We start from the raw sequence: 26,347 nt of genomic DNA on the forward strand, positions 1-26,347 counted from the left end.
TAACAGCTTTGCAACTGAAAAATAGCATCGCTATTGTTATAGTTGAACATGCTATTCTATAGCTTGACCAGCTTCTGCTTCCGCCATACGATAGTGACCAATTTTTCTGAATTTATGATAACGGTCCTCTATTAGCTCTTCCGCACTCATTTGAAGCAGCTCGTCCAAATGCTTGGCAAGAGAAACCTTAATAGATTCAGCCTGCTCCTCCAGATTACGGTGAGCACCACCTTGCGGCTCCGGAATAATCTCCTCGATAATTTCCATTGACAGCAAATCCTTCGCGGTAATTTTCATCGCTTCAGCTGCCTCGTCTGCTCGTGATGCATCCTTCCATAGAATCGATGCTGCACCGTTAGGCGAAATAACAGAGTAAATCGCATTTTCCAGCATAAGCACGCGATTCCCTACGCCAAGCGCCAGCGCGCCACCACTTCCGCCTTCCCCGATTACGACACAAATAATTGGCACGCCAAAGCCTGCCATTTCCCGTAAGTTACGGGCAATCGCTTCAGATTGTCCCCGCGCTTCCGCAGTATCTCCGGGATAGGCACCTTTCGTGTCAATAAACGTAATGATCGGTCGGTTGAATTTGTTGGCTTGCTGCATGAAACGTAGTGCTTTGCGGAACCCCTCAGGGTGAGGGCTGCCGAAGAAACGAGCAATATTGTCACGCGTATCTTTACCGCGCTGATGACCAATTACCGTTACAGGCCTTCCGTTAAATTTAGCTAGTCCACCGACAATGGCCAAATCATCAGCAAATAAACGATCGCCATGCAGCTCGATGAAATCTGTAAATATAGCACCAATAAAGTCTAGTGAGGTTGGACGCTGATGATGACGTGCAAGCTGCATCTTCTGTGCAGCAGTAAGCTCTCGGTACATCGTATCCTCCAGCTCCTTGCAGCGTTCCTCCAGTCTGGCGATTTCCTCTGAGAAATCAAGACCAGTGCCATCACTCAAGCTTTTAAGCTCCTTAATTTTGTTGCGAAGCTCATTTAGCGGCTTTTCAAATGGCAATTCACTCATTCGAAGAAACCTCCTTTATATCGTGCATGTCCAGCAGCTTGGTAAGCATAGAGCGCATATCTTTGCGATGCACCACTTTATCCAGCTGACCGTGCTGCAAATTGAATTCTGCTGTTTGGAAATTTTCAGGAAGCTTCTGACGAATCGTCTGTTCGATAACGATTCTACCTGCAAAGCCAATTAATGCGCCTGGTTCTGCAAGATTATAATCTCCTAAGCTTGCAAAGCTTGCCGAGACACCACCAGTGGTAGGATCGGTAAATACAGATATGTATAAGCCGCCATCGCCTTGGAATTTTGCCAAAGCTGCGCTAGTTTTCGCCATCTGCATCAAGCTTAAGATGCTCTCCTGCATTCTTGCTCCACCAGATGTGGAAAATATAATAAGCGGTAATTTTTTTAGATGCGCACTCTCAATTGCACGTGTAATTTTTTCACCTGCAACCGAGCCTAGACTACCCGTAAAAAAGTCAAAGCTCATGACAGCAATAACAACCGGAAAACCACCAATTTTGCCTTCGCCAGTTACAACGGAATCATGCAAATTGGATTTGGCTTTCTGCTGCTCAAGCTTTGCTTTATAGCCCGGAAAATTCAATGGATCTACTGATTCCATTGTAGCATCGTATTCAACAAAAATGCCGTCATCCAGAGTCATCGCTATTCTTTCTCTAGCATTCAAGCGACCATGATAGCCACACGAAGAACAGACCTTAAGATTTTTCTCAAGCTCTTTACTATACTGAATATTGCCGCACTTAGGACATTTGTTCATTAGTCCTTCCGGAACTTCTCTTTTCGGACGTTCCGTTGGAATTGTGGCGTATTTTTTTTTGGAAAACAGATCTTTAATTTGCACGTTTCACACCTCTTTGGGCGCAATCGAAATGCATAGCTCTATGGGCGAATGATGCTGTCAAATATCTCTCGTACCTCTTCTACTTCACCTGATGGAACTAGAATTTCGAATTGCTGTTTGGACAAATTGACAGGACGGATTTTAACGAGAAATCCTTCTTGTGTTAGTTTGGTTTTTATGTTTTCTGCTGCTCTCTCACTCGGTGCAATATAGAATACCGTCCACATGGGTTTACCTCCTACAACATCACATTAGCAATTGATCAAGCAACAATCCCCGTCAAAGGCCGTATGATGAACTCATGATAACATAACTACGGACGATCGGGCAAATCATATTGCTGAGCCTTTTTATCCTGATGTGCGATTCTTGCAGAGGCCGCTGCGGCCACGCCAGCAACCAAATCATCAAGAAATACATGGACGTTGTTTCCCTTTGCATTAAGCTGCTGCAATATGCCAGGCTTCACCTTATCGAGATAACCAAAACTAGTTAATCCAATCATGCCATACACGTTGGTAATCCCTAGCGCCAGCGTTTCATCTACGCCATATAATGGCTCATCGCTTTCCATAATGGCCTGCAAAGGCTGCGGCAGCAAACCTTGCTCAGCAAGCTGGTCCAGCGCAATTCCAGTATACAGCGCATATTGCACTTCCCGTTTAGAGAGAACAGCCTTTACACTATTTTCACAATCCTTAACCGTCAAGGACGCTTGATATGGCGACTGCAATTGATAGGCAATCTCAGCAATTTGCTGCAATCGAACTCCGCGTGACAACAATAAAGATTCAATGTATGCCAAGCTCATCGTTCTCACTCCCTACATTCATTCTAGTATTGTAGGGTAAGCATATGCAGCGATCGCTCTAAATGTGCCTATTTACTTTATCGCAATACTGCCTTCTCCCAGCAGTTGGCTAATCGCTTCAGCCAGCTGTTCATTGTAATGCACATAATACTGCTGACTAAGCGCAACGATCTGACCTGTGCCTTCATAGAACAATACAGTCGGCTGACCACCATGATGCGCCAGCAGAATACGCTGCAGCTTGGCTAGTACATTCTGTTTTTGTAAGTGGCTGCGTAGCTTGATATACACCCTTGGCGCTGAAGATGTCTCATTAGAGCCGCTAGTTGTCTCAGCAGCTTGTGAAGCAGCTCGTTTAGCAGCTGCAGGAACAGCAGTTTCTTCCAACAGTTCACTTGCTATGTTCTGTATAGCTGATGTGCTACTTGCAGTACGTTGCAGCGTACTATCCTTTACAACCATTTGTGAATTTTTGCGCTGCAAGGCTAGATTTCGCGAATTCGCTTGCGCGGCAAGGCGCTCAGCAGGTATGCGAAGTGTTTCATAGCTGTCGCCTGAGGCGAGTGCTACATCGTGAACAATCAGCTTCAGCTCTTCTTCCTGCTTCTGCAGTTCTACGAGCATCATAGCCAGCTTGTCCTTGCTAAGCTGCTGTGCATGCTTCGTCCAAACTCTGTTAAAGATGACAGCCTCCAGTCGAATAAGCGTGTCTTCGACCTCTGCAAATGCCATCGCTTGTCCACGCTTGCTAACAAACGGACGCAGCGACGCCACACGTACAGGTACGACGGCATAGCTTCCATCTTCTCGCTCCAGCAACTCAATAAGCTGATCTATTCTCACATCTTCGACCGCTCTAAGCAGCTCATCCAGTGGATGCCCGGACAAGTACATCCCTAGCAGCTCGTATTCGAGCTCAAGCTGCTCTTGTTTCGTAAAAGGGCGAATATCAGGCAGCTCAACACTCCAATTCTGAATCTCCTCAAATCCGAACAGCTCAAGCTGAAGCTCGTCCCGCTCCTTTTTCCACTTGCCGACGGCCTCCAAACAATCGTCAAGTGCAGCCAGAAGCTGGGCTCGATGTCCTTCCAGTTCATCAAAAGCACCAGCTGAAATCAATGATTCCATTACGCGTTTGTTCACTACTCGAAGGTCTACACGCTTACAAAAATCAACCAAGCTCTCATAAGGGCCTTTTTCGCGATTGACAATTATGGATTCAATCGCCTGTGTTCCTACATTTTTTATGGCAGACAAGCCAAAGCGGATGCCATCCTGAACAGGTGCAAAATTCAATTGGCTCTCATTAACACTAGGCGGCAGCACCTTTATACCCATTCGTCTACATTCATCCACATATTGCGCAGTCTTCTGCATGTTGCCCGCCACTGATGCAAGCATAGATGCCATGAATATAGCTGGATAGTGCGTCTTGAACCATGCTGTACGAAAAGCGAGCACCGCATAGGCTACCGCATGAGCACGAGGAAAACCGTAATCGGCAAAACGAACAATCATATCGTACACCTCGTTAGCTGCCCGCTCGTCATACCCCATATTCAGACTGCCTTTTACAAAGTGGGCTCTTTCCTCATCCAGCACCTCGCGTTTTTTCTTGGATACCGCTCGGCGCAGCAGATCGGCTTCTCCAAGTGAAAAACCCGCCATATGAGAAGCAATCTGCATAATTTGCTCCTGGTATACTATAATACCGTACGTATCCTGCAAAATATGCCGAAGTTCGTCGTGCGGGTATTCGACATTTATTTTGCCATGCTTGCCATCGATGTACTTAGGTATAAATTCCATCGGGCCTGGTCGATATAGGGCTAGGACCGATACAATATCTTCAAAATCAGACGGCTTCAATTCCTTTAGCACTCTACGACAGCCAGCAGATTCAAGCTGGAATATGCCTGTCGTTTCCCCTTTACCGAGCAGCTCATAGGTTGCTGGATCATCATCAGGGATTGTACTAAAATCAACCCGTTTACCATGCAGCAGCTCGACCCAGCGATGGGAACGCTCCAAAATCGACAGTGTTCTTAAGCCCAGAAAATCCATCTTCAATAGACCGATTGCTTCCAAATGCTCCATAGAGTATTGGGTAAGCGCTAGCTGATCGCTCCCATACTGCAGCGGAGTAAAATCAGTTAACGGCTTTGAGGCAATAATAACGCCTGCCGCATGCGTGGAGGAATGTCGTGGCATTCCCTCTACTTTCATCGCCATATCGATCAATCGTTTTGTTGACGCTTGCTGCTCATACGCGATGTTCAACTGACTGTTTGTACGTAGTGCTTGAGCAATCGTAACCCCAACATGATTCGGAATTTGCTTCGCAGCACGATCTACCTCCTGGAACGAGATGTTCATAACGCGTCCTACATCTCGAATAGCCGCCTTGGCTGCCATCGTTCCGAACGTAATAATTTGTGCAACATGCTCCTCGCCGTACTTCGCAGCTACATAATGAATAACCTCGTCTCGCCGCTCGTCATCAAAGTCAATATCGATATCCGGCATGCTGATACGTTCCGGGTTAAGAAAACGCTCAAAGATCAATTTATACTTTATCGGATCAACATCCGTAATATTCAGCGTATAGGCAACAAGACTTCCCGCACTAGAACCACGTCCCGGTCCTACTGCAATCTTTCTCTCTTTTGCAAATCGGATAAAATCCCACACTATCAAGAAGTAATCACTGTACCCCATTTTCTCAATCACTGACAGCTCGTAAGCTAACCGTTCTTCGATTTCCCTGCGATAAGCTGCATCCTCCTTCCACCTCGATTGATTCCCGTATCGAAGTAGAAGTCCGTCCTCACATAAAGCTTTCAAAAAGCTTGCCGATGAATGTTTTTCAGGAATTGGCCAAAACTGCGGCAGCTTGGCTCTTCCAAGCGAAAGCTGAAGCTCGCAGCGATCGGCGATTGCCTTCGTATTGGCAATTGCTTGCGGAATATGCTGAAAACGTTCAGCCATTTCCTCGCCGCTTTTCAAGTACATTTGGTCGTTATCCATTTTCAAGCGGTCTTCATCATTAAGCGTTTTGCCTGTGCCGATACAAATCAGCACCTCCTGCACCTCTGCATCCTGCTTGGCGACATAGTGCACATCATTGGTTGCAACGAGCGGGATGTTCAGCTGCTTAGAAAGCTCAATCATCATATTCCCTGCCCGCTTCTGGTCCAGCAATCCATGATCTTGCAGCTCCAAGTAGAAGCGATCGCCATATATATCCTTATATCGCATAGCAGCTGCTACTGCATCCTCCCAGCTTCCGTGCAGCAGCTTTTGATTAACCTCGCCGCCTAGACATGCGCTTAGACAGATAATTCCTTCGGCATGAGCCCTAAGCGTCTCCTCATCAGCTCTGGGACGATAATGATTGCCCTCTAGCTGAGCGATCGAGACAATTTTCATTAAATTGCGGTAGCCCTGCTCATTCATAGCAAGCAAGATCAAATGATAGATTGGATTATCCTTGCGACTCCCTTTTTCAAAGCGAGAGCCAGCGGTGTAATAGATTTCGCAGCCGATAATCGGCTTGATTCCGTATTGTTGACATGCTTTATAGAAAGCGACTGCCCCGTACATGACCCCGTGGTCTGTGAGCGCCAGCGCCTTCATCCCTTTGCTTGCAGCTGTTTTAACGAGCTCCTGGATGCGCGCGGCGCCATCTAATAAACTATATTCACTATGAACATGCAAATGGACAAAGTCCGCCGCCAGTGTATGGCTCATCAATTGTCACTCTCCTAACTACAAGCTGTTTGAATAATCTTTCAATAAAGGTTCAATAGTTCGGCTTTCAGGACCGAGAAAATGGCCGGATACTAGAAAGCGAGGAGCGCAGCGTAGGTAGTAACTACGTGAGCACCGAAGCTTTCGGTAGACGGACATGTTCGACGTCGATATTGCTATCGACGCAATACATCGTCATCAAAGTCGTACTTTTGAACAACCTCTATTTATTCCTATTATTTTATCATATTTTACATGGACACGCCCATACAATGAATCATAAGGCTTGACTTATGGAGGGGTGAATCATGAACGAATTTCTATCGAAGGCAGGATTGGACTTTTTTATAGCCTTTGGCGTAGTTTTAGGCGGCTCGCTCATTGCTGGTGTTGGTGCTGTTTTTATGCTGATGCCTCCAGCAACGGTTATTCTGGATACTGCTACTCGCTTGAAAATATGGGCAATTGTCGCCGCGATTGGCGGCTCAATCGATCCTGTGAGAGTTATTGAAAGCAATATTAGCGCTGGTCAGATCTCTCCTGCCCTTCAACAGGTATGCTTTATCGTATTTGCCTTCCTAGGCGCACACACAGCAACAGAGCTCATTAAACTATTTTGCAAGGGAGCGGTTGCGTAATGCGCCTTCCACCCTTTGAACGCTATGTTCATTTTTTGGGCATGTCAGGCTCCTTTATTGTTGGCGCGATTGTTGGTGCTATTATATTGAACACTCTGCATGCCGTGCAGTTTGAAGCTTACTACAACGAACGAGTGAATCTCCAGGCCAAGATGATGCAATATGAGCAGGATATTCATAACTTGTCGCAATACAAATCCCAGCATACTGTCATCAAAAGCTTAACGCTTCGAATTGAAGAAGAAAGCAATGAGGCTGCCAGACCAAAGCTTGATGCGTTGGCACAAAGCGAGCTTTTGAAGCTGGTACGAGAGGATTTATCGATATTAATCGGCCAAAGCATTTATGATATTGACTCAAACGCACAATTCGCCCGAAAAATTCTCGAAAAAAAAGTGTACCGCGATATTTTGGGACATGATTATACGATTGAGCTTAAAACAGTTCTGCTTGTTGACAACACCCTTCAGGTTTGGATGAGTGTTCGGAAATATACACCTCCACCTTCTTAAGGATCATGCCATCAACAATAAGCTCTATAGCTCAGTTATCAGTAAAAAACCAGTTGTGATTAGACCTCTCTAAACCATATTAATTTCACACTCCACGACAAAAAAGCATTCGCGCAGCGTGCAGCCGAATGCTTTTTTTTAATTTATATTTGCATAAGCTCCATGTTAATGCCCACTCACAGCAGTAGAGTTATCATTCCTCATACATCATCTTTCGAGTCATGCCGCCATCGACAACAAGCTGAGTGCCTGTTACAAAATCGTTGTCAGGATCGCTTAAATAAAAGCACGCCTTCACAATATCCTCTGGTCTGCCCACACGATGCGCAGGATGTTGATCATGGTCGACCTGCCGCAAATCGTTGTACTCCCCTGTTTCAATCCAGCCAGGACAAATCGCATTAACCCGAATCCGCTCCTTGCCAAGCGATACTGCCATGGCATGCGTCAGTGCCAATATCCCACCCTTGGATGCAGCGTATGCCTCAGAATTAGGCTCTGACATCAGCGCTCTCGTTGAAGACATATTAATAATCGAACCGCCTCGTTTGTACTTGCGCATCAGCTTGGCTGCTTCTCTAGTGCACAAAAAAGTGCCTCGCAAATTTGTATTCAGCACATAATCCCACTCGTCCAGCCCTAGATCAAAAGGATGCTTCCAAATCCCGAGACCTGCATTATTAATGACGATATCGAGCTTGCCTTGCTTCTCATCAATATCGCTAAACATCGGCTCAATAAGCTCTGGTTTACTAACATCAACCGTATAGCAAAGCACGTCAAGCCCCTCTGCTTCCATAATTGCTGCTGTTTCCTCCAGCTTCTGCTGATCGCGATCAACTGCAATCACACAAGCGCCCTCTCTCGCATAGCTTTGCACAAGCACCTTGCCGATCCCTGCCCCTGCTCCGGTAATGAGCACGGTATGGTCTTGAAACATCTGTTTATGACCCATCTTTGCCAACCCTTCCCTATTACTTTTTATATAAATTTGAACGTATTCAGCCAAACCTGTCACTTGCAGCATGCAACTTGTTCAAAGTATGCTATAATTTTGAAAGTCAGAAAACCGACATAGAAAGGATACATACCCTATGGAGACGATCATTTCCTCAATTGCATCAGTGCTTATCTTTATTAGCCTGTTATTCTCGCTTTTTTACAGCGTGCGCTCAAGACAAGCGAAGGAACCGATTCGCAAAGGAATTTTAGGTGGAAAACTGAACATCAGCATGGGGGTCATGCTGATTTTAATATCGATCATTCAGCTGCTTTATTCCAACGAATCGACGCTCCGCATTGTACTTGGGGCCGTATTTCTCCTGCTAGGCTTGTTCAACCTGTTCGCAGGCTTGCGCAACTTAAGCTTTTACCGCAACAAGGAGGCTCGCTCGCACACGCAGTGAAGTCAGCCCTTAATAAGGATCGATCATTTGAGCCGCCAGGATTGCCTTGGCGGCTAGTCCTTTATTATCATGTATCGAAATTTCGATTTTTGTCACCATTCGGCTCAGCTCAAGCGGCTTAGCCATAATCGTAATTTCGCTTTCAATCGGTATTGGGTGCAAAAAATACGTATTAACATTGTCCAGTAAAAAGTCTCGCTTGCTTGTTTCACGTATCATATTGCGGGCTGCCTGACCCATCAGAGTGCTGAGCAGTCCTTCCGATGCCATCCCAAGCGCTCCTGACATCTGAGGTGTAATCTTACCAGAGTACACCATGCTTGCATCATCAGGCACAACCTCAGAATGCAAGACAAAGCCTGTCCAGATCAGCTCCTCGAACGTTTCCCCACTTTCAGGCTGCTTTCCGGCAAAGCGCATCGCATCCAGTACCTCTTGACGTGTTACCACAGCCATCAGCTTACGATGACGATCAACGATCGGAAGCAAATCAATGCCTTCAAGCGCCATCGTGTGTACCGCTGAAGTAACGGTGATATTAGGCGCTGCCGTAATCGGATGCTTGCTCATTACTTTATCGACGCTAACACTATCCTCCGCTCCCGCAGCATCCTTGGCAGTCATCATGCCAACTACTCGTCCGCGTTCATCAAGCACCGGGAAGCGTGCCGAGCCTGTTTCTCTGAACAATGCATGGTATTCGGCTACCGTTTGTCCAACGTACATCACATCGGCTGGTTTCGTGAAGGTAACAATATCCTCAAGCAATATTATTTTTCTGCGAATCAAGCGATCATACATTGCCCGATTAATCATAGAGGCTACTGTAAACGTATCATGCCGAGTCGAAAGCACGGGCAACTTCAGCTCGTTCGACAGCTCGATCACTTCTCGCTCAGGCTCAAAGCCGCCCGTAAGCAGAATACCTGCTCCGTGCTCAAGCGCCTTGCGGTGGACGTTTTTACGATTACCTACAATTAGCAAGGACGATTCGCCGATATATCGCAGCATCGCATCCAGCTCCATCGCTCCTATAACAAATTTCTGAAGTGTCTTTTCAATGCCTGCTAAGCCGCCATGCAGCCTGCCGTCCACGATTTCAGCTACCTCGCGAAATGTCAGCTGATCCATGGCTTCTCGCCGCTTGCGATCAATTCGAACGGTCCCGATTCTTTCTTTCGTAGATACAAGACCTGCAGTCTCAGCATCCTTGAACGCCTTATAAGCTGTGCCTTCACTTACCTGCAGCTCCTTGGCAATTGCACGCACTGATATTCGGGTACCAATCGGCAGCTTTTGAATGTAATGAATGATCATTTCATGCTTGGTCATCGTTTCCGAGGCGCTTTGTTTGAGATCATCATTGGCAGACATATTCCTCACCCTTTCTCAGCAAATTAAACCTATATCATTATTTTAAGCGAACATAAACAAAATCAACAGAGCAGATCACTTCTTCATCTCGGTAGACAACATAAACAGGGATGTTAAAAAGTCTTCGTGAAAGACTTTTTGGACATCCCCAGTTTAGCATATAAGTGTTATAACGAATAAATTATGCCGCCTAAGCCGTCTCGTTAACGCGCTCCTTTTTTTTGCGTGTCGCAGCTTTTACTCCGATTGCAGCAAGCTTTCGTTCAAAGCGAAGTGCACGATGGCGCTTAATAGCTAGAAGGCGTTCACGCTTCTCCTCGCTCATTAATAACGTGTTGCCATTGGCTGCAATCGCAAGACCTGCCAGCGCAGTCCAAGCAATCCAAAAGGCATTGCCAATCGGTTCTACTGCAGTACCTAGCTTAGGCAATGCGAAAAACAACATCACAACAGCTAGTCCCAAGTTTATAAATGGCAGTATTTTACGCTTCATCCTCAACCCTCCCAATCGTACAAGTTCAATTCTAGTAATAGATATGCGCCTTGGGCAGCTGTTATGTCTGTTATTAGCACCAACCTAGGGGATATTTCATATGATACAGCATTCAAGCTCTTGAATACGGAGCTAGTCCGAAAGGAGCTCATGTATGCTGAAATCCAAAACGCCAGTACCTATACATGTCGTACAATCGCTCTCGCCTGACACTGTGTTGATCGGAGAAGAGCTGATGAAGGAGCACAGGATCCCTAAGGCACGGCATATCAGCCTTCAGTTTGGCATATATAAGCAAACCATTAAAGTGCTGCCAGAACAAAAAAAGCAAGGGCTCGTGATGCATTCGAGGCTTGCGCAGCAGCTCAGCATTCCTTTAATGAAGCAAGGACTTAAGCTTGCGCTGCATTATCAAGAAAAAGAAGCAAAACTTAAGCTGGGTCCGCTGCTGGCAGTCCTCATTAATAATGATACGATGGAAGATCCAGAGCGACCATTTGGCGGAATAAGCGCATTTTGTCACGAGCTGTCTGAAGCATGTGCAACAAACGGCGCATTTGTCTATTTCTTCACCCCAGAAGCGCTCGTCAAGAAAGGAACACTCATCCCCGGATGGGTGAATGACGGGGAGTGGAGAAAGCTTAACCTTCCCCTTCCAGAAGTGATCTATAATCGACTACCGAATCGCAAAGTAGAGAACTTGCCCCAGGTACAAACCTTGATTCGTGAAACGTCTCGTTACTACAAGATCACGATATTTAATGAACGTTTTATCGATAAGCACGAGGTGTTTGAGCTGCTTGCCGAGCATGAGGCAGCAAAAGGCTATTTGCCTGAATCAGAGCTGCTAAGCAGCTACGAACAGCTGCATAGATTGTTGAACAAGCATCATGTTCTATATATTAAGCCCGTCCAAGGAAGTCTGGGCCGAGGAATTTACAGACTAATTTTACAAGATAACAAGAGTTACATTCTTGAGCGAGCTGTAACGTCCTCTCAGCGGGCAAGCAAATATACCAGCTTGAAACGCCTGTATCAAGCACTTCGACCCAAGCTTGCAAAACGAAAATACCAGCTGCAGCAGGGTCTGTCTGTCATTAAAGTGAGTGATAGACCTGTAGATTTTCGTGCGCTTGTGCAAAAAAACGGCAGCGGTGAATGGACCATAACATCAATCGTTGCAAGAACAGCTGGCAATGAGCAGTTTGTTGCCAATCTGGCTAGAGGTGGGACGATCAGTTCTGTAATGAACATATTGCCTCATACCAATCTGCCCCCGCAAGTCAGCTATGCCAGTGTGTTCGATTCATTAAAGGCAGCGGCACTTACGATTGCTATAGCACTTGACGAACAAGTTGAGGAGCATTTTGCTGAATTCGGTGTCGATCTCGCTGTTGATACGCAAGGAAAGGTCTGGCTAATCGAAGTCAATTCCAAACCTTCAAAAAAGGATAAAACATCACTGAGCAAAAAGATTCGGCCGTCTGTACGAATGCTTATTGCCTATGCCAATTTTTTAACTGGCTTCCTGGAAGGGAGAGGTTCACATGAAAAAGCTAAAGCTGGGCGTCGTCGTCGCAAAAATTGATATTCAACAGCAAGCGCAAGGTACTTCTTATCTTATGCCGGAGCCGATTTATTTCAAAGAATTAGCATTAGCGTCACGCAAGCATAATATCGACCTCTTTATCATCTCTGCTATGGAATGGGCAGAGCAAGGCTTGTTTGGCTATCGATGGCATAGTGATGCTTGGCACAGAGAGCCTGTCCCATTGCCCGACATTATCTATGACCGCTGTTTCTTCAGCCATGCCAAGCAACGTCAAGCCTATGAAAACATGCTGGCGGCATTCAAGCATCGAAAAGGCTATCAAAGCTTCAATAACACTCTACCAAACAAACTCATTGTCTATGACTCTCTTAGCACAGTTGAAGAGCTTATCCCTTATTTGCCGCACACTGAACCGTTAAATTCGATGGCAAGTGTAACCAAGTGGCTGTCGCTCTATCCGGAAGGCGTTGTCATTAAGCCAGCAGCCGGCATGCATGGCAAAGGAGTGCTTCATGTCTCCTATCAGGCTGAGTTCAAACAATTTCATATACGTGGTAGAAACTTGCGCAATGAAAGCATCGAGATAAGCTTCAGCAATGAGCTTAATGCACTAAAGTGGCTGTACCGTTTTAAAAAAGAGCTGTCGTATATGATACAGCCATACCTTGCTCTTCGAACCAAGGACCAAAAACCGTTCGATATTCGAGTATTAATGCAAAAGGATCATACTGGACAATGGCGGCTAACTGGCAGCATGGCAAGAGTTGGCCACCCGCACGGGCTTACCTCCAATATGCACGGCGGTGGTGAAGCCTATGAGCCTTATCCGCTTCTCGCTGAAAAAATGGGCAGCTACAAGGCAGAACGTTTGCTAAAAAAAATCCATATGATAAGTGGGCAAACTGTTTCTGCAATTGAAGGCCACTTTGGACGTTTTGGCGAGCTGGCACTTGACTTTGGCGTGACAGCTCAAGGCAGCATTTGGCTGCTGGAATGCAACAGCAAGCCAGGCCGATTAGCCTTTTCAGAAGATAAAGCAGATTCTTATCGTCACGCTCACGAGCGTCCACTCGCATATGCCTTGTATTTGCAGCAGCGCGTGGCATCGAGTCAAAAAGTAATATAACAATGAGTAATAGAGCGAGCTGATCTTCAGACCGCTCCCAAATAATCAGGAGGTACATCGATGAGTCTTATTACGTGCAACATACACTTTTCACAGCAGCCCGATCAGGTTGTTTATGCTTCACGACCACTCATCCAGGAGCTAGAGCTGAATACGTCAAAGCCGCTTCATATACGACTTGGGCAAGAGCAAATAAAAGCATTAATAAAACCATTAAAGCGTTCCGGGCGTCATCTCTATCTGTCTGTAGAAATACGTCAAAAAATAAAAGTACCTGCCAGCGGCATCATTCATGTGCTCAACAATGGCAGCAATGACATTCAGCTAGGCCCGCTTGTCGGCATTTTAACCGATACGTTGAAGCCCGGTGAATCATCCCCCTTTACTTCTCGCTCCTCCTTCGTGAAGCAAGTCATTAAGGCAGGACACAACAAGGCCTATACCTTCGGCTTTACACCTAGTGATATCAACTGGAAGGAAAAGTCTATTAATGGCTACTTCCTAAATTCCAACGGCAACTGGTTCAGACGAAAAGTTGCGTTTCCAGACGTGATATATAATCGATTGCCTAATCGTCGCGCTGAAATCGGAGAGGAAATGACCCAGCTGCGCGAGCGCCTTGTTAATGAAGGCATCCCGATCTTCAATTGGAGCTTTCTTAACAAGGCTGACGTCTATGAGCTGCTTGGCAATGATATTGAGGCTTTGGCTCATTTACCAGAGTCCATTACGAATCCTTCTCCTGAAAAACTAAAGGAGCTGCTTCACAAATATTCATTTGTTTATTTCAAACCAGGAACAGGAAGCTTGGGCTATGGTATATATCGCTTAACGTATCGCCCGCAAAAAGGATACTTTATACGTTATCGCAGCAAAGGAGCAAACACACTTCTCAAGTTTCCAACTTTTGAAAAAATGTACCGTACCCTTTCCCTTAAACACGGATCTGGCATGAAAAACTATGTCGCTCAGCAAGGAATTCGCCTGATTGAGATCGATAAATGCCCGGTAGACTTTCGCTTTCATATGCATAAGGATGGGAACAATGAATGGCGACCTGCTGGGATCGGGGCAAAAAAAGCAGGCCGTGGCAGTGTAACGACGCATATGAAAAACGGCGGTACGCTGCTTACACCCGAGCAGGCTTTGCGACTAACGTTCGGCAGTCAAACCCAAGCTGTTCTTGAACACGCAAAGGCCGTTTCCATTAAGCTGTCTGAAGCAATCGAGCGCAATTATCCACATCGAATCGGAGAGCTGGGACTCGATATTGGCATCGATCAAAATGGAAATGTATGGATGTTCGAAGCCAACGCCAAACCGGGCCGTTCCATCTTCAAGCATCCTGAGCTGAAGATAGAAGGCAAAAAATCATTAAACTACATTATGGATCATTGCTTATATCTTAGCCGATTTCAAGGAGGTGGCGCATCGTGATTGATGCTGCACTTGAACCTGTTGTGCCAGCTCTTAATCCATCGGATAAAGTATTCGCCATCCTCACCTCCTCGGATGAGTCCGGTAATTTAAGAGGCAATCGGCAAAATTTTATTGATCTCATTAATGTCGGTACACAGATGGGGTTTACCGTTTATGTGCTGCCAGTAGAACGACTGTCTCTTAAACGAAAAAAACAACGCGGCTATATTTATCATCGGGCTACCAAAAGCTGGGTGCAACGTCTAATGCCTTTTCCCAAAATTATCTACAACCGCATTCCAAATCGGGAAGCAGAACGCACCAGCCCAGTGAGAAAAAAACTTGCCGCCTGTCAAAAGGATGCTAGAATCACCATCTTCAATCCTTACTTTTTCAACAAATGGGAATTATTCAAATGGCTGAAAGCATCCTCTACCGCGAAGCACTACTTGCCGAATACACGCAGATTGTCTGGGCCGGCGACACTGGAGCGAATGCTAGAGCGTCATCAATTTTTGTATTTAAAACCAGAGAGCGGAAAAGCCGGCAAAGGTATTATGACGATCTCGTATAAGCCTGGCAGCACCTTACCATATCGCCTGAATATACAAGAAAAAACGAGTTCGACCACGTATAATTGTGTGAATTTCGGCAAGCTGTGGGCAAGGATTTCTGAGGAAATGGATAAGACACCATATATTGTTCAGCAGGGCATTAATCTTGCCACATATCGCAACCGAAAATTTGATTTGCGCGCACTTATACAAAAGAATATGTCAGGTCAATGGGAAATGACTGGACTAGGGGCTCGTGTAGCTGGCAGCACCAGCATCACGACTCACGTACCGCGTGGTGGACGCATTGATGAGCCAGCGAAATTGCTCTCATACGCATTCAATTCAAGTGAATCTCATACTATTGTAGAAAAGGTATCGAAAGCGGCAGTAACGATCGCTTCACAGATTGAAAAGCAAGCGAAATACCGGCTTGGTGAAATGTCGATGGATATCGGTGTAGACACAAACGGAAATGTATGGTTTTTTGAAGCCAACTCCAAGCCAATGAAATTCGATGAACCTCATATTCGCCAAAAATCGCTACAGCGTATTTTCCAGTACAGTCAATACTTGCTTGAATCTTGATGGCAAGACAATAAGAGGAGGTCGATGAATAATGCTACGTCAACTGACCAATCAATCATGGAGCAAGCATAGAGCCAGAATTCTTAATTTTATTACCAGATACGGTGAAAAACGGATCACGCTGGCAGCCCTTCATAGTTTACGTGCATTATCCAACGAGCAATTAAATCCGCAGGTGGAGAATCTTCCACCTGCCTCCATTGTTACCTATACTGAACAAGGAGCTCTGCTTGGCGTTGCTTACGCAATTGCAGATGGAAGCGGCCATTGCATCGTCGTCGTACACCCTGAAGCACGACGAAGAGGAATTGGCAGCAAACTTATGAAGGCACTCATCCAGGCTCTACCTACATTTTCTTGTCAGGTTGCAATCGATAACCTAGCAAGCCTTTCCTTATGCTTTAATAATGACCTTCATGCTGTAGCAATGTTCAAGGGTCCTACTGGAAAAGCTACCCTTCGTTTTGAAAGGAGATCCATGAATGCCTCGCCTAATATTAGGAATTCTAACCCTGTATCTTAACGATGCAGGCTTAATAGAAGAACGCAAAATTTATGAGCAGATGATTATTGAAGGTGAAAAGCTCGATATGCAAGTGATCGTATTCACGCCTGCGGACGTCAATGAAGAAGAAAAAAAGGTCCGAGCTCATATTTATAATATAAAAACCAAAAAATGGCTTCGCAAATGGACAGCAATTCCCCAGCTTATATTTGACCGCTGCCGGATCCAAAGAAGCCCTCGCATGAAGCAGCTGCGAGAATTCAAGAGCAAATTCACAGGTCTCTATTTCCTAAATCGTCCGCTCGGCAATAAATGGACGATGCATCAAAAGCTGTTAAGCTCGCCGCTCATTGAGAAATACTTACCACACACGATTAAATATACAAGAAACAGCGACTTAATTCAGATGCTGAAGAAGTACCATGTTGTCTACGTAAAACCGGTTAATGGAACTGGCGGACGAGGGATTTTGCGTATTGAGCAGCACTCAGCGCAAAGCGTAAAGGTCGAAGGCCGAGATCACGATCGACGCATCATCTCACCGCGTATCATTTCGATTATTGCCTTAAAGGAATTTATTAATAAATGGAATGTCACCTCTACCTCCTATCTTATTCAGCAGGGCATCCCGTTAACGCTAAAAAATGGTCGTGTTCATGATTATCGAATCCTTGTTCAGAAGGACGGGAATGGGAGCTGGAGTGTTACGGGAGGTGCTGGTCGTATAGGTGCGGCACGCAGCATCACCGCTAATTTGCATGGAGGCGGTTCAGCAATCTCAATGACAAAGCTCATGCAAGCTTTTGTTGATTCAAGTGTAGACCTGCAAACAGTGCAGGACGAAATAAATCTATTATCCATCGAGCTAGCCGTTTTTCTTGAGCAGCAAGGCTACCATCTATGCGAGCTCGCCATCGATATCGCCATTGACCGAAACGGAAAAATATGGATAATTGAACTGAATCCGAAGCCATCACGTGAAGTATTTCGTCAGATTGGCGAGCATGACCGTTATTTAGAGGCGATTAGACGCCCGCTAGAGTATGCACGATATGAACACCTGTATCGAGTCAAGCAGTAATTAAGGCAAAGCCAGCAAAAGAATGCTTTTAACTGGACGCGTTCAGTTGAAACTTCTTAATCTATGCTGGCTTTTCCCATTGAAAAGAAACGGTAAATATGTCAGACTGAATTCATATGTTTGAATTGAATTGAAGGGATGTTTCTATGAAAATTTGGCTGTTCCGATCTATGACTGAGCTGACCTCTCGTAAATGGATCTCTAAAATAACTGGCGCTTTCGCTGAATCCCCATTAAGCCGCTTCCTTATTCCCACGTTCGCACGTACCTACGGCATTAACGTTGACGAGGCAGAAAAGCCGATTGAGCAGTATCGAACGTTGAATGAATTTTTTACTCGTCGTCTGAAAGATGGCATGAGGAGCATTGATTCAGACCAATCTGCACTCATCTCTCCTGTAGATGCTCTCGTTACTAGCTGCGGACCTATCGAGAGAGGCGTTTTGCTGAATGTAAAGGGACAGGATTACTCGATTAGCGAGCTGCTCGCAGACGATCAGCGAAGCAAGCAGTATGAGCATGGCTATTACATGGTGCTGTACTTAAGCCCTACTGATTATCACCGCATTCATTCACCTGCCTCAGGACGCATTGTAAGCAGCGTACATCTGCCTGGGAAGGTATATCCTGTCAATCATTTTGGGCTGACCCATATGAAGTCTGTGCTAAGTCGCAATGAACGACTCATTACATATATTGAGACAGCGCACAGCACCGTCGCAGCTGTGAAGGTTGGGGCAATGAATGTGAGCAGCATATATTATGTAGATGCCAATAAGAAGCAGATTGAGCGCGGAGAGGAACTTGCATACTTCGCATTCGGCTCCACGGTTGTCCTTCTTATGGAAACAGGAACGTTTGATGTTGATCCTGCTATCGTGCCAAATACAAAGGTTAAAATGGGACAAAGACTGGGAATGCTTCATCGCAAATCATGATCTGTGCTGAAAGCAAGCGAAATGTTCAGTAACAAAAAAGCTGCATGCAAAGCATAAGCTGCCGATTGACAATCAGGTTACGCCTAACTGTTAATCAACAGCTTAACAAGCAAGCAGCTTTTTCTATCTAATTTCCGAAGGATTTTTCCCTGTGTATTGCTTAAACTGTCTGCTAAAGAAAAAGATGTCGCGATAACCGAGCGCATCAGCCACTTCAGTTACATTCATCCCCGCATGTGTTAGCAAGTATTGCGCGCGATCAATTCTTGTTCGGATCATATAGGTTTGCACCGACATACCCAGTACCTCTCGAAACTTCATTGAGAAGTAACGCGGCGATAGCTGTGCTCGCATGGCAAGGTCCTCTACCCGATGGGCGACGCTTGGATTTTGGCGAATAAAGTTTGCAACCTCATGAATTGACTCTGTCAATTGATTGCTTGCTTTTTTCTCAACAGGTGTTTGAAAATCTGCACGCAACAAATGAATCATAATTTGCTTGAGTACGAGCTTAGCCTCTTCCTCAGCTGCAAAGGTTTGAATTAAAAACAACCGTACGTAGCGAGACAATAAAAACTCAAAATCTATCGTATCCTTTAACACGCGGTAACGCTTTGGAATGACCTCTACAGGGTCCTCCGTTGCAAAGTGTATATACGTTAACACTAATGGCTTTTGCGGATTATGTGTCGCACTTGTGTAATCACCAGGACGGAAAAGGAAGCAGCTTCCCGGACCTACCTCATGATGTACGCCATTAACCTCGACATCGCCTTCCCCGCTCCATACATAAAATAAATCAAAGTTTGGCATCGGCTTTTCACGTCTTGCCCATCTCCAGCCCGGCTCACAAACTATCTTTGCAAATGCAGGCTTTAGAATAAGCTTCTCCGGCGATATATCAAGCATTGCTGAACCCTCCTATTGGTATTAGTAAATAATTTGCCTTATGATGTTGTGAATACTGACACAGATGAATTCAACTACTTTTAGTATACAAATTGTGCAAAAAAAAATCCATAACTAGTTCATCATTATGAATCAGTTTTATCTACCAATAGATAAATACTGCAAATTTACGATTCCAAAATAAATTTTGTGTTTCAATGGTCTGGGTGCTTGTTTAATGGTATAATTATGGGCGACTGCACTAACCTATAATTATGATTGATTTCGGAAGGATGGAATGAAATCCATGAACCCATTAGCTCAACAACTTAATGAGACTTTGCAGCAAGAAACTCCTGCTGTCTATGACATGTTGTCCAGTCTTGGGAAGGCGATCTATTTCCCAAAAGAAGGTATTCTTAGCCAATCAGCAGAAGCAAAGGCGAAAGCAAACAAGTACAATGCTACTATCGGTATTGCTACTGAAAACGGCATGCCTATGCATCTTAAGGTAATTCAGGATACATTGAGCGCATACAATCCAAAAGATATTTACGAATATGCTCCACCTGCAGGCAAGCCAGAGCTTCGCAGCGCATGGCGTGAAAAAATGTTGAAGGATAATCCTTCCCTGGCATCGATCAAAGCGGAGTTTAGCAATCCAATTGTAACGAACGCATTAACACATGGATTAAGCATAGTAGCGGATCTGTTTGCTGATGCAGGCGATGCCGTTATTATTCCTGATAAAAACTGGGAGAACTACGAATTGACTTTCAGCATTCGTCGAAATGCTGAAATCGTGGAATATCCTCTATATAATGAAGCTCAACGCTTCAACAGTGAAGGCTTGAAGCAGGCATTGCTTGCTCAAAAAAACAAGGGAAAAGCGATTGTAATCTTGAACTTCCCTAACAACCCTACAGGCTATACGCCTGATTTAGAGGATGGCGATGCGATCGTTGCTGCAATTAAGGCCGCAGCCGAAGAAGGCATTAAAGTAATCGCTGTAACAGATGACGCTTACTTTGGTCTGTTTTTTGAAAACTCCTTGCAAGAGTCATTGTTCAGCAAGCTGGCAGACCTGCACAGCAATGTGCTCGCTGTTAAAGTTGACGGTGCAACGAAAGAAGAATATGTATGGGGCTTCCGTGTTGGCTTTATTACGTACGCCTCTTCCTCCAATGCAGCTCTTGCTGCTCTAGAGCAAAAAACGCTGGGCGTTATTCGCGCAACCATTTCTAGTGGTCCGCACCCATCGCAAACTTTTGTCCTGCATGCTTTGAAATCGCCTGAATTTGAGCAGCAAAAGGCTGAGAAATTTGAAATTATGAAAAAACGGGCTAATATTGTAAAGGACTTGCTTGATAGCGGTCGCTATGGCGATACCTTGCAATACTATCCATTTAACTCTGGTTACTTTATGTGCTTAAAGCTTACAGAAGTTTCAGCTGATGCTGTACGCAAGCATTTGCTGGATCATTATGGAATCGGAACAATCGCTTTAGGCGAAACGGATTTGCGTGTTGCCTTTTCATGTATTGAAGCTGAACAACTGGAAGAGTTGTATGATAGTATCTATAAAGCGGTGCAAGAGGTTTCAGCTAAAGCGTAGTAAGCCGAGCATTAAGCTGCGACTTCTGATTAGGTCATAATGAAAACCGAACTATAACGAAATGCTGTACTAGCCATTTCGTATGATAGTTCGGTTTTTTGTTTACTCAATGTCTCAACTATTTTTTTAATTAATCAAGCTCTTCTTCCTTGCGAAGTACGGTTTGCAATCGCTTTGCACGAAGCATTGGGTATGCAAGCAAAAATATGAGCATTAATATAAGTTGTGTTGCATAGCCGATATTCCACATCGGGAACGTACCAACTAGCAGGATAGCGAGCATAATATACAATAGTATTTGGTCAACCGCGATTAACTGTCGCTGTTGCAAATGAACGGAAAGCGGAAAAATATCTTTCCATATCGCATGACGATGCGCCTTTCTTAGCGTACTTAGCTGCAGCGATACGATTAGCCCAAAAAGCACAAAGCTGATTACTGCTCCCCAGCCCATCATGCCATCATTATCGGCAATCATATAATTAACCAGTGCGCCTAGAAGCACTAAACGAATGCAAATTCCGCCTATCTCCGTACGGACAAATGTAATGACATGCAGATAGATGAATGTTGAAGACTTACGATATGGCACCAACCGAATCAGCCACCCCAAATATCGGCGCTGCTTCACATTTGGCGCTTCTCCCTGAATATCAATAAACCAGCTAAAAAAAGAATAGATGCGGCGCAGCGACAGCTTCTCTTCTTCAATTAGCCTTCTCCATGGAAATCCTTGCTTCTTAAAGCTTCTGTAAAGCGTAAAAAGGAGCGCAACAACACTGATCGTTACGATAGCAGTCGTTAAAATAGATACACGCATGAGCCATCCTAGAACGACAACAAACATCAGCAGCCAGCGCAGCAAACGAATGATTGTCCGGTGCTGGTCCCATGCCATTCGTCTTTCCTGCCAAGCAAAATTCGCATTGATGAGCTTGACCAGCACCAGAATAACTGCAATCCATATTCCGATATATCCATCGCTCTGGCGATATAATGGCCAAAAAATTAACAAGACGGAAAGAAGCAGTCCACTGCTGTTTCGAAATGAGCGAATGTGAGCCATTTTCAGATAGGACTTCAGCTTATGCTCCATAGGCATCAAAAAGATAACATCCGCTTCCTTCAAATAACTGCGAAACGGGCTATAACAAACAAGTGGTGTTAAAATAATTGCCCCAATCCATGCAATAGGCAAATCAGGCGGGACATTTTGAATCAAATCCACATATTGCAGAGCGGCAAGTATTCCAACAAGCGCCAAAACGGCTGGGAAGCCGCTTCGTGCCATGTACATGAGATAAGGCACGATCACTTTGGCAAACTCATGCTTTCGCTTACGCCACAACTCTATAGAAATTGATTGGTCCGTCATTAGGCCTCGCCTCCGTTTAGCATTGCATAGAAGGCCTCCTCTAATGTTGAAACGGCACGCTTGGAATGTTCAGAAGCCTGCTGGAGCATATTGTCTAGTGTACCATGTGCGATGATTCTGCCTTGATCCAGCATAATAAAACGGTCACAATAATGCTCCACAGTAGATAAAATATGAGAGCTCATTAATATCGCTGAACCATTCCTTTTCACTTCAACAAGATCCTCTAGCAATGAGCGAATCCCTAATGGATCAAGGCCCAAAAAAGGCTCGTCAATAATGAACAACGATGGCTTTGCAAGCAGTGCACTCATAATCATTACCTTCTGCTTCATTCCTTTTGATAAATGCGCTGAAAGAGCCTTGCGCTTTTTTACCATATGAAAGCGTTCTAGCAGTTTTTCAGTCAACTCCACATATTGCTGCTCAGGAACTCCATAAGCCATCGCGGTTAATCTTAGATGCTCTTCTACGGTTAATTCATCAAACAATATAGGTGTTTCCGGCACATAGGTATAGCTGCTCCGATAATCCTCTACATGCTCGTCCAAAGTTGTACCATTAATCGTAATTCTGCCTTGATGTGGCGTCATTAATCCTAATATATGCTTGATTGTCGTACTTTTACCTGCCCCATTAACACCGATCAGTCCTACCATTTCTCCTTCATTGATCTCGATATCAAGATCATGAATAATTGAACGCTTGGGGCTATAGCCTCCACTTAATTGTTCAACACGCAAAACTGCACTCATATGCTCACCTCTAATGTTAAGTTTAACGAATTTTTTGAACAATATCAAAAAGAGACTTGTCCAAACGCAAACATATACGCGCCTTGGACGAGTCTCTTTTTGATGTAGCTCATCTTATTGTCCGTTATTCTCTCTTTTTTCCTTTAGCCATTTAGGCGCACCTTTGTTTTTACCTTCGTTCTTCTTCTTTGCTTTTGTTGGAGCTTTTGTTGGAGCTTTTGGGGATTTTTTGTCGATTTTCACACGATTTTTCTGTTCTGTCTGCCCTTTAATCTCCGCCTTTTGTTGCATAGAAGCACCCTCAACTGCTTTGGCTGAGACAGAAGGCGTCGTTGCAGCTGGCCGCTTCGCGTTACCTGATTTATTCGGCACATAACGTGTAGCTTCTGATACTTGCGATTCATTTAGTAATTTGCCTCTAAACAGCATGCGCTCTTCTATCGTAATATCGAGCTGCTTCATAAATTTGTCCATTATGAACTTCTCCTTCGAAGTCACAATAGAGATCATTAGTCCCTGTTTCCCCATTCTTCCCGTGCGCCCAGCACGATGCACATAATGATCAGCGTCAATCGCCGGCTCGATCTGAATAACTAGCGGCAAATCAGCAATATCAATCCCTCTAGCTGTTACATCCGTGGAAAGAATAGCATCCAGCTTTCCTTCACGAAAAGCCGTTAAGGTTGAAGCACGACGCTGCTTGTCTGCTTCTCCATACAACGCCTCAACTTTAAATCCTTCAAACTTCAGCTTTGCTTCCCAGTTTGAAATTTGGTTCGTATCATTGACAAACAACAATGCTGGTCTAGCATCTACCGTACGCAGCAAACGCCGAGTGTAATCAAGCTTTGAGCGTTGATCACATACAACATAATAATGTTCAATTGTCGATGCCACTTTTTCCGCAGGGGAAATAACAATTCGTTCAGGCTCACTCATCCATCTTCGTTCATATCGCTCCATAAGATCTGGATACGTTGCTGAGAAAAATGCAGTCTGACGCTGCTTGTTAATACTGAACAGCAAATTCTCGATATCTGCAGGCGAACCAAGCTCGAAGGTTTGATCAGCTTCATCAATAACTAGAAATTTGACGGCATGCAGCTTAAGCTTCTTGCTTTTAACGAGCTCATTCATTCTACCTGGTGTCCCAACGACTAAATGCGGATTGAGCTTAAGCTTCTCAATTTGACGCTTTACCGCTGCACCCCCGATCAGCTGTTGTACTTTGACACCTAGAGCATCAGCATACGTATCTGCAACTCTTACAATTTGCATGGCTAATTCTTGTGTGGGTGCCAGTACAACCGCCTGAATCGCCTTCGAAGAGATATCGATTTTCTGGAGCATCGGCAATAAAAACGCAAGTGTTTTTCCACTTCCCGTTTGTGACTTGACGCCTATATCCTTGCCAGCAAGCAGCGCCTGAATCGCTTCCTGCTGCACCTGAGTTGGCTCTATAATTTGTTGCTCCTCAAGCAACCTTACTAATGGTTCATTAATACCAAGTTCCGACCACGTACGACTAGACATCATAACTTCCTTCCTTTTTGCTCGATCCATATTGAGCGACTCACTATTTTTTGTTCATCCATTTCCCGGCAAAGCTATCAATCCAGCGAGGACACAACCCATACAGCTTTAATCCGATCCCTGCAAGATGAGGCAAATTAAGCTCTGCTTTTCTGGTATGCATTAGTTTTATAATCTTTTTCACAACGTATTCCGGCTCCATCATCAGCCAATCAATATTGTTGACATACGTTCCGCCTGGATCCGCGATTTGAAAAAATGGCGTACGAATTGGACCTGGATTAACCGCAGAAACTGCAACTGGAATGTTCCGACCACGAAGCTCCATTCGTAAGGAATTAGTAAATCCGAGAACGGCATGCTTGGTTGCAGAATATGAGGTTGATTTGGCAGATCCAATCATACCCGCAAGAGATGCTATATTAATAATATGTCCTGAACCAGCTGCTTCCATCAGCGGCAACACAGCCTTCGTGCAGCGAACAACGCCCATATAGTTCGTGTCCATCATATGTTCATATTGCTCAAGGCTAAGCTCTTCAATATTGGCAAACTGTCCATAGCCCGCATTGTTTACAACAATATCAATGCGACCATATTTATGTAAAATCTGTTCGAAAACCTCCTGAATACGCGCAGCATGATTTACATCCATAACATAATATCGACCTTTTTCACCAAGCTGCGAAGCAATTTTCTGTAGACGCTCTTCATTTCTGCCTGTAATAATCGTTGTTGCGCCTTGCTTGACTGTTTCTTTAGCCAATAATGCGCCAATTCCGCTTGAGGCTCCTGTAATGACGATTACTTTATGGTCCAACAATAGCATCACCCTTCAACAGTGTACTTCATTCCAATCTATTAAGCAAAATATCCAATAAAAAAAGCTCCTCTGGGGAGCTTTTCACTATGAAACGAGCACTTGAATATCCAGTTCGCCAATCCCATCAATAATTAATGGAACAGCCAGTGCTTTCGATGATTCAAAGCCAGCAGCTTGCGCCATCTCTACAATCCGCGGAGGCGTAATATCAACCGCTAAGCCCTGATTATACAGAATAGTACTTGCATTGCCACTAATCATATTGCTAAGCTCTGAAATTGCACTTCTACCCATTTCATCAAGCTCCGAAATCGCATATCCACCCATCATTGCTGATATCATCTTCAGGGCAACATCTTCTTTTAATCCAAAAATAATATCTCCATTCATATGACCGTTCACACCAATATGAATCCAAATGTATTGCTCAACAAACTTGATGTCCTTAACTGAGACTGCGCCAGTTGAGGGACGCACTTGAACGACTTGCTCAATAACCGACTGAGCGGATTCCAAAAACGGGTTAATATACTCTGCCTTCACCTTAGTTACTCCCCTCTATCAAATCTGCGATCAAGCCTAATACCTGTATTATACTCTATCATTTAGGTCAAGTATACTAATTTTTCCGAACATTAGGGCTTGACCCTCGAAGAAAAGCGCAAGATTACGCACTAAATACCTATGCTTGTCTCATGAAAAACCAATAAAAACAGCTAA

At 44.7% G+C, this 26,347-nt stretch carries 25 protein-coding genes; 11 read left to right on the forward strand and 14 right to left on the reverse strand.

The window, feature by feature from the left end; genetic code table 11:
• Window positions 1–51 precede the first annotated feature (51 nt).
• From ACFP56_RS03380 to ACFP56_RS03400, 5 genes are all read right to left on the reverse strand, one after another.
• A complete protein-coding gene (locus ACFP56_RS03380) occupies window positions 52–1,032 on the reverse strand; it encodes an acetyl-CoA carboxylase carboxyltransferase subunit alpha (RefSeq protein ID WP_379231112.1) in 981 nt (326 codons plus the stop codon).
• Entirely contained in the window at window positions 1,025–1,891 is an 867-nt protein-coding gene (gene accD, locus ACFP56_RS03385) for an acetyl-CoA carboxylase, carboxyltransferase subunit beta (protein WP_379231114.1), read from the reverse strand. Before accD ends, ACFP56_RS03380 begins: the two co-directional genes overlap by 8 nt.
• 38 nt (window positions 1,892–1,929) lie before the next feature.
• Window positions 1,930–2,118, reverse strand: coding sequence for a glutamate decarboxylase (locus tag ACFP56_RS03390; RefSeq protein ID WP_379231116.1), 189 nt, complete (start codon window positions 2,116–2,118; stop codon window positions 1,930–1,932).
• 86 nt (window positions 2,119–2,204) lie between these two features.
• A complete protein-coding gene (locus ACFP56_RS03395; RefSeq protein ID WP_379231118.1) occupies window positions 2,205–2,702 on the reverse strand; it encodes a phosphatidylglycerophosphatase A family protein in 498 nt (165 codons plus the stop codon).
• Between the two features lie 72 nt (window positions 2,703–2,774).
• Window positions 2,775–6,452: a DNA polymerase III subunit alpha gene (locus ACFP56_RS03400; RefSeq protein WP_379231120.1), complete on the reverse strand. Its 3,678-nt coding sequence runs from the start codon at window positions 6,450–6,452 to the stop codon at window positions 2,775–2,777.
• A 308-nt stretch (window positions 6,453–6,760) separates the two neighbouring features.
• Here ACFP56_RS03400 and ACFP56_RS03405 point away from each other — a divergent pair, with 308 nt between their 5' ends.
• Together ACFP56_RS03405 and ACFP56_RS03410 are read left to right on the forward strand one after the other, a co-directional pair.
• Window positions 6,761–7,090 carry a YtrH family sporulation protein gene (locus ACFP56_RS03405; protein ID WP_379231122.1) on the forward strand — a complete coding sequence of 110 codons (330 nt, stop codon included), beginning with the start codon at window positions 6,761–6,763 and terminating at the stop codon, window positions 7,088–7,090.
• The gene (locus ACFP56_RS03410; RefSeq protein WP_379231124.1) at window positions 7,090–7,602 is read left to right on the forward strand and encodes a hypothetical protein; all 513 of its coding nucleotides are present in this window, start codon (window positions 7,090–7,092) and stop codon (window positions 7,600–7,602) included. Before ACFP56_RS03405 ends, ACFP56_RS03410 begins: the two co-directional genes overlap by 1 nt.
• Before the next feature lie 193 nt (window positions 7,603–7,795).
• On the opposite strand, the gene ACFP56_RS03415 is transcribed toward ACFP56_RS03410, so the two are convergent.
• Window positions 7,796–8,557: an SDR family NAD(P)-dependent oxidoreductase gene (locus tag ACFP56_RS03415; protein ID WP_379231126.1), complete on the reverse strand. Its 762-nt coding sequence runs from the start codon at window positions 8,555–8,557 to the stop codon at window positions 7,796–7,798.
• A gap of 139 nt (window positions 8,558–8,696) precedes the next feature.
• Between ACFP56_RS03415 and ACFP56_RS03420 the strand changes: the two genes are divergently transcribed.
• Window positions 8,697–9,008, forward strand: coding sequence for a YtpI family protein (locus tag ACFP56_RS03420; RefSeq protein ID WP_379231128.1), 312 nt, complete (start codon window positions 8,697–8,699; stop codon window positions 9,006–9,008).
• A 9-nt stretch (window positions 9,009–9,017) separates the two neighbouring features.
• Here ACFP56_RS03420 and ACFP56_RS03425 read toward each other — a convergent pair whose 3' ends face one another.
• Entirely contained in the window at window positions 9,018–10,382 is a 1,365-nt protein-coding gene (locus ACFP56_RS03425) for a DRTGG domain-containing protein (protein WP_379231130.1), read from the reverse strand.
• A gap of 190 nt (window positions 10,383–10,572) precedes the next feature.
• Window positions 10,573–10,875, reverse strand: coding sequence for a hypothetical protein (locus tag ACFP56_RS03430; protein WP_379231132.1), 303 nt, complete (start codon window positions 10,873–10,875; stop codon window positions 10,573–10,575).
• A gap of 154 nt (window positions 10,876–11,029) precedes the next feature.
• Here ACFP56_RS03430 and ACFP56_RS03435 point away from each other — a divergent pair, with 154 nt between their 5' ends.
• From ACFP56_RS03435 to ACFP56_RS03465, 7 genes are all read left to right on the forward strand, one after another.
• Window positions 11,030–12,463 carry a YheC/YheD family endospore coat-associated protein gene (locus ACFP56_RS03435; RefSeq protein WP_379231134.1) on the forward strand — a complete coding sequence of 478 codons (1,434 nt, stop codon included), beginning with the start codon at window positions 11,030–11,032 and terminating at the stop codon, window positions 12,461–12,463.
• Window positions 12,423–13,553 carry a YheC/YheD family endospore coat-associated protein gene (locus tag ACFP56_RS03440; RefSeq protein ID WP_379231136.1) on the forward strand — a complete coding sequence of 377 codons (1,131 nt, stop codon included), beginning with the start codon at window positions 12,423–12,425 and terminating at the stop codon, window positions 13,551–13,553. Before ACFP56_RS03435 ends, ACFP56_RS03440 begins: the two co-directional genes overlap by 41 nt.
• Window positions 13,554–13,613: 60 nt before the next feature.
• Window positions 13,614–14,990, forward strand: a complete 1,377-nt coding sequence (locus ACFP56_RS03445) for a YheC/YheD family endospore coat-associated protein (RefSeq protein ID WP_379231138.1) — start codon at window positions 13,614–13,616, stop codon at window positions 14,988–14,990.
• Window positions 14,987–16,114 (forward strand): YheC/YheD family endospore coat-associated protein, encoded by a 1,128-nt coding sequence (locus ACFP56_RS03450; protein ID WP_379231141.1) that lies wholly within the window; start codon window positions 14,987–14,989, stop codon window positions 16,112–16,114. The genes ACFP56_RS03445 and ACFP56_RS03450 overlap by 4 nt, the downstream gene beginning before the upstream one ends.
• Window positions 16,115–16,145: 31 nt before the next feature.
• A complete protein-coding gene (locus ACFP56_RS03455) occupies window positions 16,146–16,637 on the forward strand; it encodes a GNAT family N-acetyltransferase (protein WP_379231143.1) in 492 nt (163 codons plus the stop codon).
• Window positions 16,597–17,700, forward strand: a complete 1,104-nt coding sequence (locus tag ACFP56_RS03460) for a YheC/YheD family endospore coat-associated protein (RefSeq protein WP_379231145.1) — start codon at window positions 16,597–16,599, stop codon at window positions 17,698–17,700. The genes ACFP56_RS03455 and ACFP56_RS03460 overlap by 41 nt, the downstream gene beginning before the upstream one ends.
• 146 nt (window positions 17,701–17,846) lie before the next feature.
• A complete protein-coding gene (locus tag ACFP56_RS03465) occupies window positions 17,847–18,638 on the forward strand; it encodes a phosphatidylserine decarboxylase (RefSeq protein ID WP_379231147.1) in 792 nt (263 codons plus the stop codon).
• 123 nt (window positions 18,639–18,761) lie between these two features.
• Here ACFP56_RS03465 and ACFP56_RS03470 read toward each other — a convergent pair whose 3' ends face one another.
• Window positions 18,762–19,547, reverse strand: a complete 786-nt coding sequence (locus ACFP56_RS03470; protein ID WP_379231149.1) for a helix-turn-helix domain-containing protein — start codon at window positions 19,545–19,547, stop codon at window positions 18,762–18,764.
• 286 nt (window positions 19,548–19,833) lie between these two features.
• Here ACFP56_RS03470 and ACFP56_RS03475 point away from each other — a divergent pair, with 286 nt between their 5' ends.
• Entirely contained in the window at window positions 19,834–21,141 is a 1,308-nt protein-coding gene (locus tag ACFP56_RS03475; protein ID WP_379231151.1) for an aminotransferase class I/II-fold pyridoxal phosphate-dependent enzyme, read from the forward strand.
• A 130-nt stretch (window positions 21,142–21,271) separates the two neighbouring features.
• Here ACFP56_RS03475 and ACFP56_RS03480 read toward each other — a convergent pair whose 3' ends face one another.
• From ACFP56_RS03480 to ACFP56_RS03500, 5 genes are all read right to left on the reverse strand, one after another.
• The gene (locus tag ACFP56_RS03480) at window positions 21,272–22,516 is read right to left on the reverse strand and encodes an ABC transporter permease (RefSeq protein ID WP_379231153.1); all 1,245 of its coding nucleotides are present in this window, start codon (window positions 22,514–22,516) and stop codon (window positions 21,272–21,274) included.
• Complete coding sequence (locus ACFP56_RS03485; RefSeq protein ID WP_379231155.1) at window positions 22,516–23,271, reverse strand: ABC transporter ATP-binding protein; 756 nt, start codon at window positions 23,269–23,271, stop codon at window positions 22,516–22,518. Before ACFP56_RS03485 ends, ACFP56_RS03480 begins: the two co-directional genes overlap by 1 nt.
• 114 nt (window positions 23,272–23,385) lie before the next feature.
• Window positions 23,386–24,804 (reverse strand): DEAD/DEAH box helicase, encoded by a 1,419-nt coding sequence (locus ACFP56_RS03490; RefSeq protein ID WP_379231157.1) that lies wholly within the window; start codon window positions 24,802–24,804, stop codon window positions 23,386–23,388.
• A 43-nt stretch (window positions 24,805–24,847) separates the two neighbouring features.
• Window positions 24,848–25,633, reverse strand: a complete 786-nt coding sequence (locus ACFP56_RS03495; protein WP_379231770.1) for an SDR family NAD(P)-dependent oxidoreductase — start codon at window positions 25,631–25,633, stop codon at window positions 24,848–24,850.
• 78 nt (window positions 25,634–25,711) lie between these two features.
• Entirely contained in the window at window positions 25,712–26,170 is a 459-nt protein-coding gene (locus tag ACFP56_RS03500) for a chemotaxis protein CheX (protein WP_379231159.1), read from the reverse strand.
• Window positions 26,171–26,347 lie beyond the last annotated feature (177 nt).

This window comes from Paenibacillus septentrionalis, from assembly GCF_042659865.1.
In the GTDB taxonomy this organism is placed as follows: domain Bacteria; phylum Bacillota; class Bacilli; order Paenibacillales; family Paenibacillaceae; genus Pristimantibacillus; species Pristimantibacillus septentrionalis.

Bases quoted from the DNA above. Each gene is read 5' to 3' on its own strand.
- ACFP56_RS03400 (WP_379231120.1), bottom strand. From the start codon at position 6,452: ATGAGCCATACACTGGCGGCGGACTTTGTCCATTTGCATGTTCATAGT.
- ACFP56_RS03480 (WP_379231153.1), bottom strand. From the start codon at position 22,516: ATGACGGACCAATCAATTTCTATAGAGTTGTGGCGTAAGCGAAAGCAT.
- ACFP56_RS03405 (WP_379231122.1), top strand. From the start codon at position 6,761: ATGAACGAATTTCTATCGAAGGCAGGATTGGACTTTTTTATAGCCTTT.
- ACFP56_RS03410 (WP_379231124.1), top strand. From the start codon at position 7,090: ATGCGCCTTCCACCCTTTGAACGCTATGTTCATTTTTTGGGCATGTCA.
- ACFP56_RS03390 (WP_379231116.1), bottom strand. From the start codon at position 2,118: ATGTGGACGGTATTCTATATTGCACCGAGTGAGAGAGCAGCAGAAAAC.
- ACFP56_RS03470 (WP_379231149.1), bottom strand. From the start codon at position 19,547: ATGCTTGATATATCGCCGGAGAAGCTTATTCTAAAGCCTGCATTTGCA.
- ACFP56_RS03425 (WP_379231130.1), bottom strand. From the start codon at position 10,382: ATGTCTGCCAATGATGATCTCAAACAAAGCGCCTCGGAAACGATGACC.
- ACFP56_RS03475 (WP_379231151.1), top strand. From the start codon at position 19,834: ATGAACCCATTAGCTCAACAACTTAATGAGACTTTGCAGCAAGAAACT.
- ACFP56_RS03460 (WP_379231145.1), top strand. From the start codon at position 16,597: ATGCCTCGCCTAATATTAGGAATTCTAACCCTGTATCTTAACGATGCA.
- ACFP56_RS03465 (WP_379231147.1), top strand. From the start codon at position 17,847: ATGAAAATTTGGCTGTTCCGATCTATGACTGAGCTGACCTCTCGTAAA.
- ACFP56_RS03395 (WP_379231118.1), bottom strand. From the start codon at position 2,702: ATGAGCTTGGCATACATTGAATCTTTATTGTTGTCACGCGGAGTTCGA.
- ACFP56_RS03445 (WP_379231138.1), top strand. From the start codon at position 13,614: ATGAGTCTTATTACGTGCAACATACACTTTTCACAGCAGCCCGATCAG.
- ACFP56_RS03430 (WP_379231132.1), bottom strand. From the start codon at position 10,875: ATGAAGCGTAAAATACTGCCATTTATAAACTTGGGACTAGCTGTTGTG.
- ACFP56_RS03380 (WP_379231112.1), bottom strand. From the start codon at position 1,032: ATGAGTGAATTGCCATTTGAAAAGCCGCTAAATGAGCTTCGCAACAAA.
- ACFP56_RS03415 (WP_379231126.1), bottom strand. From the start codon at position 8,557: ATGGGTCATAAACAGATGTTTCAAGACCATACCGTGCTCATTACCGGA.
- ACFP56_RS03440 (WP_379231136.1), top strand. From the start codon at position 12,423: ATGAAAAAGCTAAAGCTGGGCGTCGTCGTCGCAAAAATTGATATTCAA.
- ACFP56_RS03435 (WP_379231134.1), top strand. From the start codon at position 11,030: ATGCTGAAATCCAAAACGCCAGTACCTATACATGTCGTACAATCGCTC.
- ACFP56_RS03455 (WP_379231143.1), top strand. From the start codon at position 16,146: ATGCTACGTCAACTGACCAATCAATCATGGAGCAAGCATAGAGCCAGA.
- ACFP56_RS03495 (WP_379231770.1), bottom strand. From the start codon at position 25,633: ATGCTATTGTTGGACCATAAAGTAATCGTCATTACAGGAGCCTCAAGC.
- ACFP56_RS03485 (WP_379231155.1), bottom strand. From the start codon at position 23,271: ATGAGTGCAGTTTTGCGTGTTGAACAATTAAGTGGAGGCTATAGCCCC.
- ACFP56_RS03420 (WP_379231128.1), top strand. From the start codon at position 8,697: ATGGAGACGATCATTTCCTCAATTGCATCAGTGCTTATCTTTATTAGC.
- ACFP56_RS03490 (WP_379231157.1), bottom strand. From the start codon at position 24,804: ATGTCTAGTCGTACGTGGTCGGAACTTGGTATTAATGAACCATTAGTA.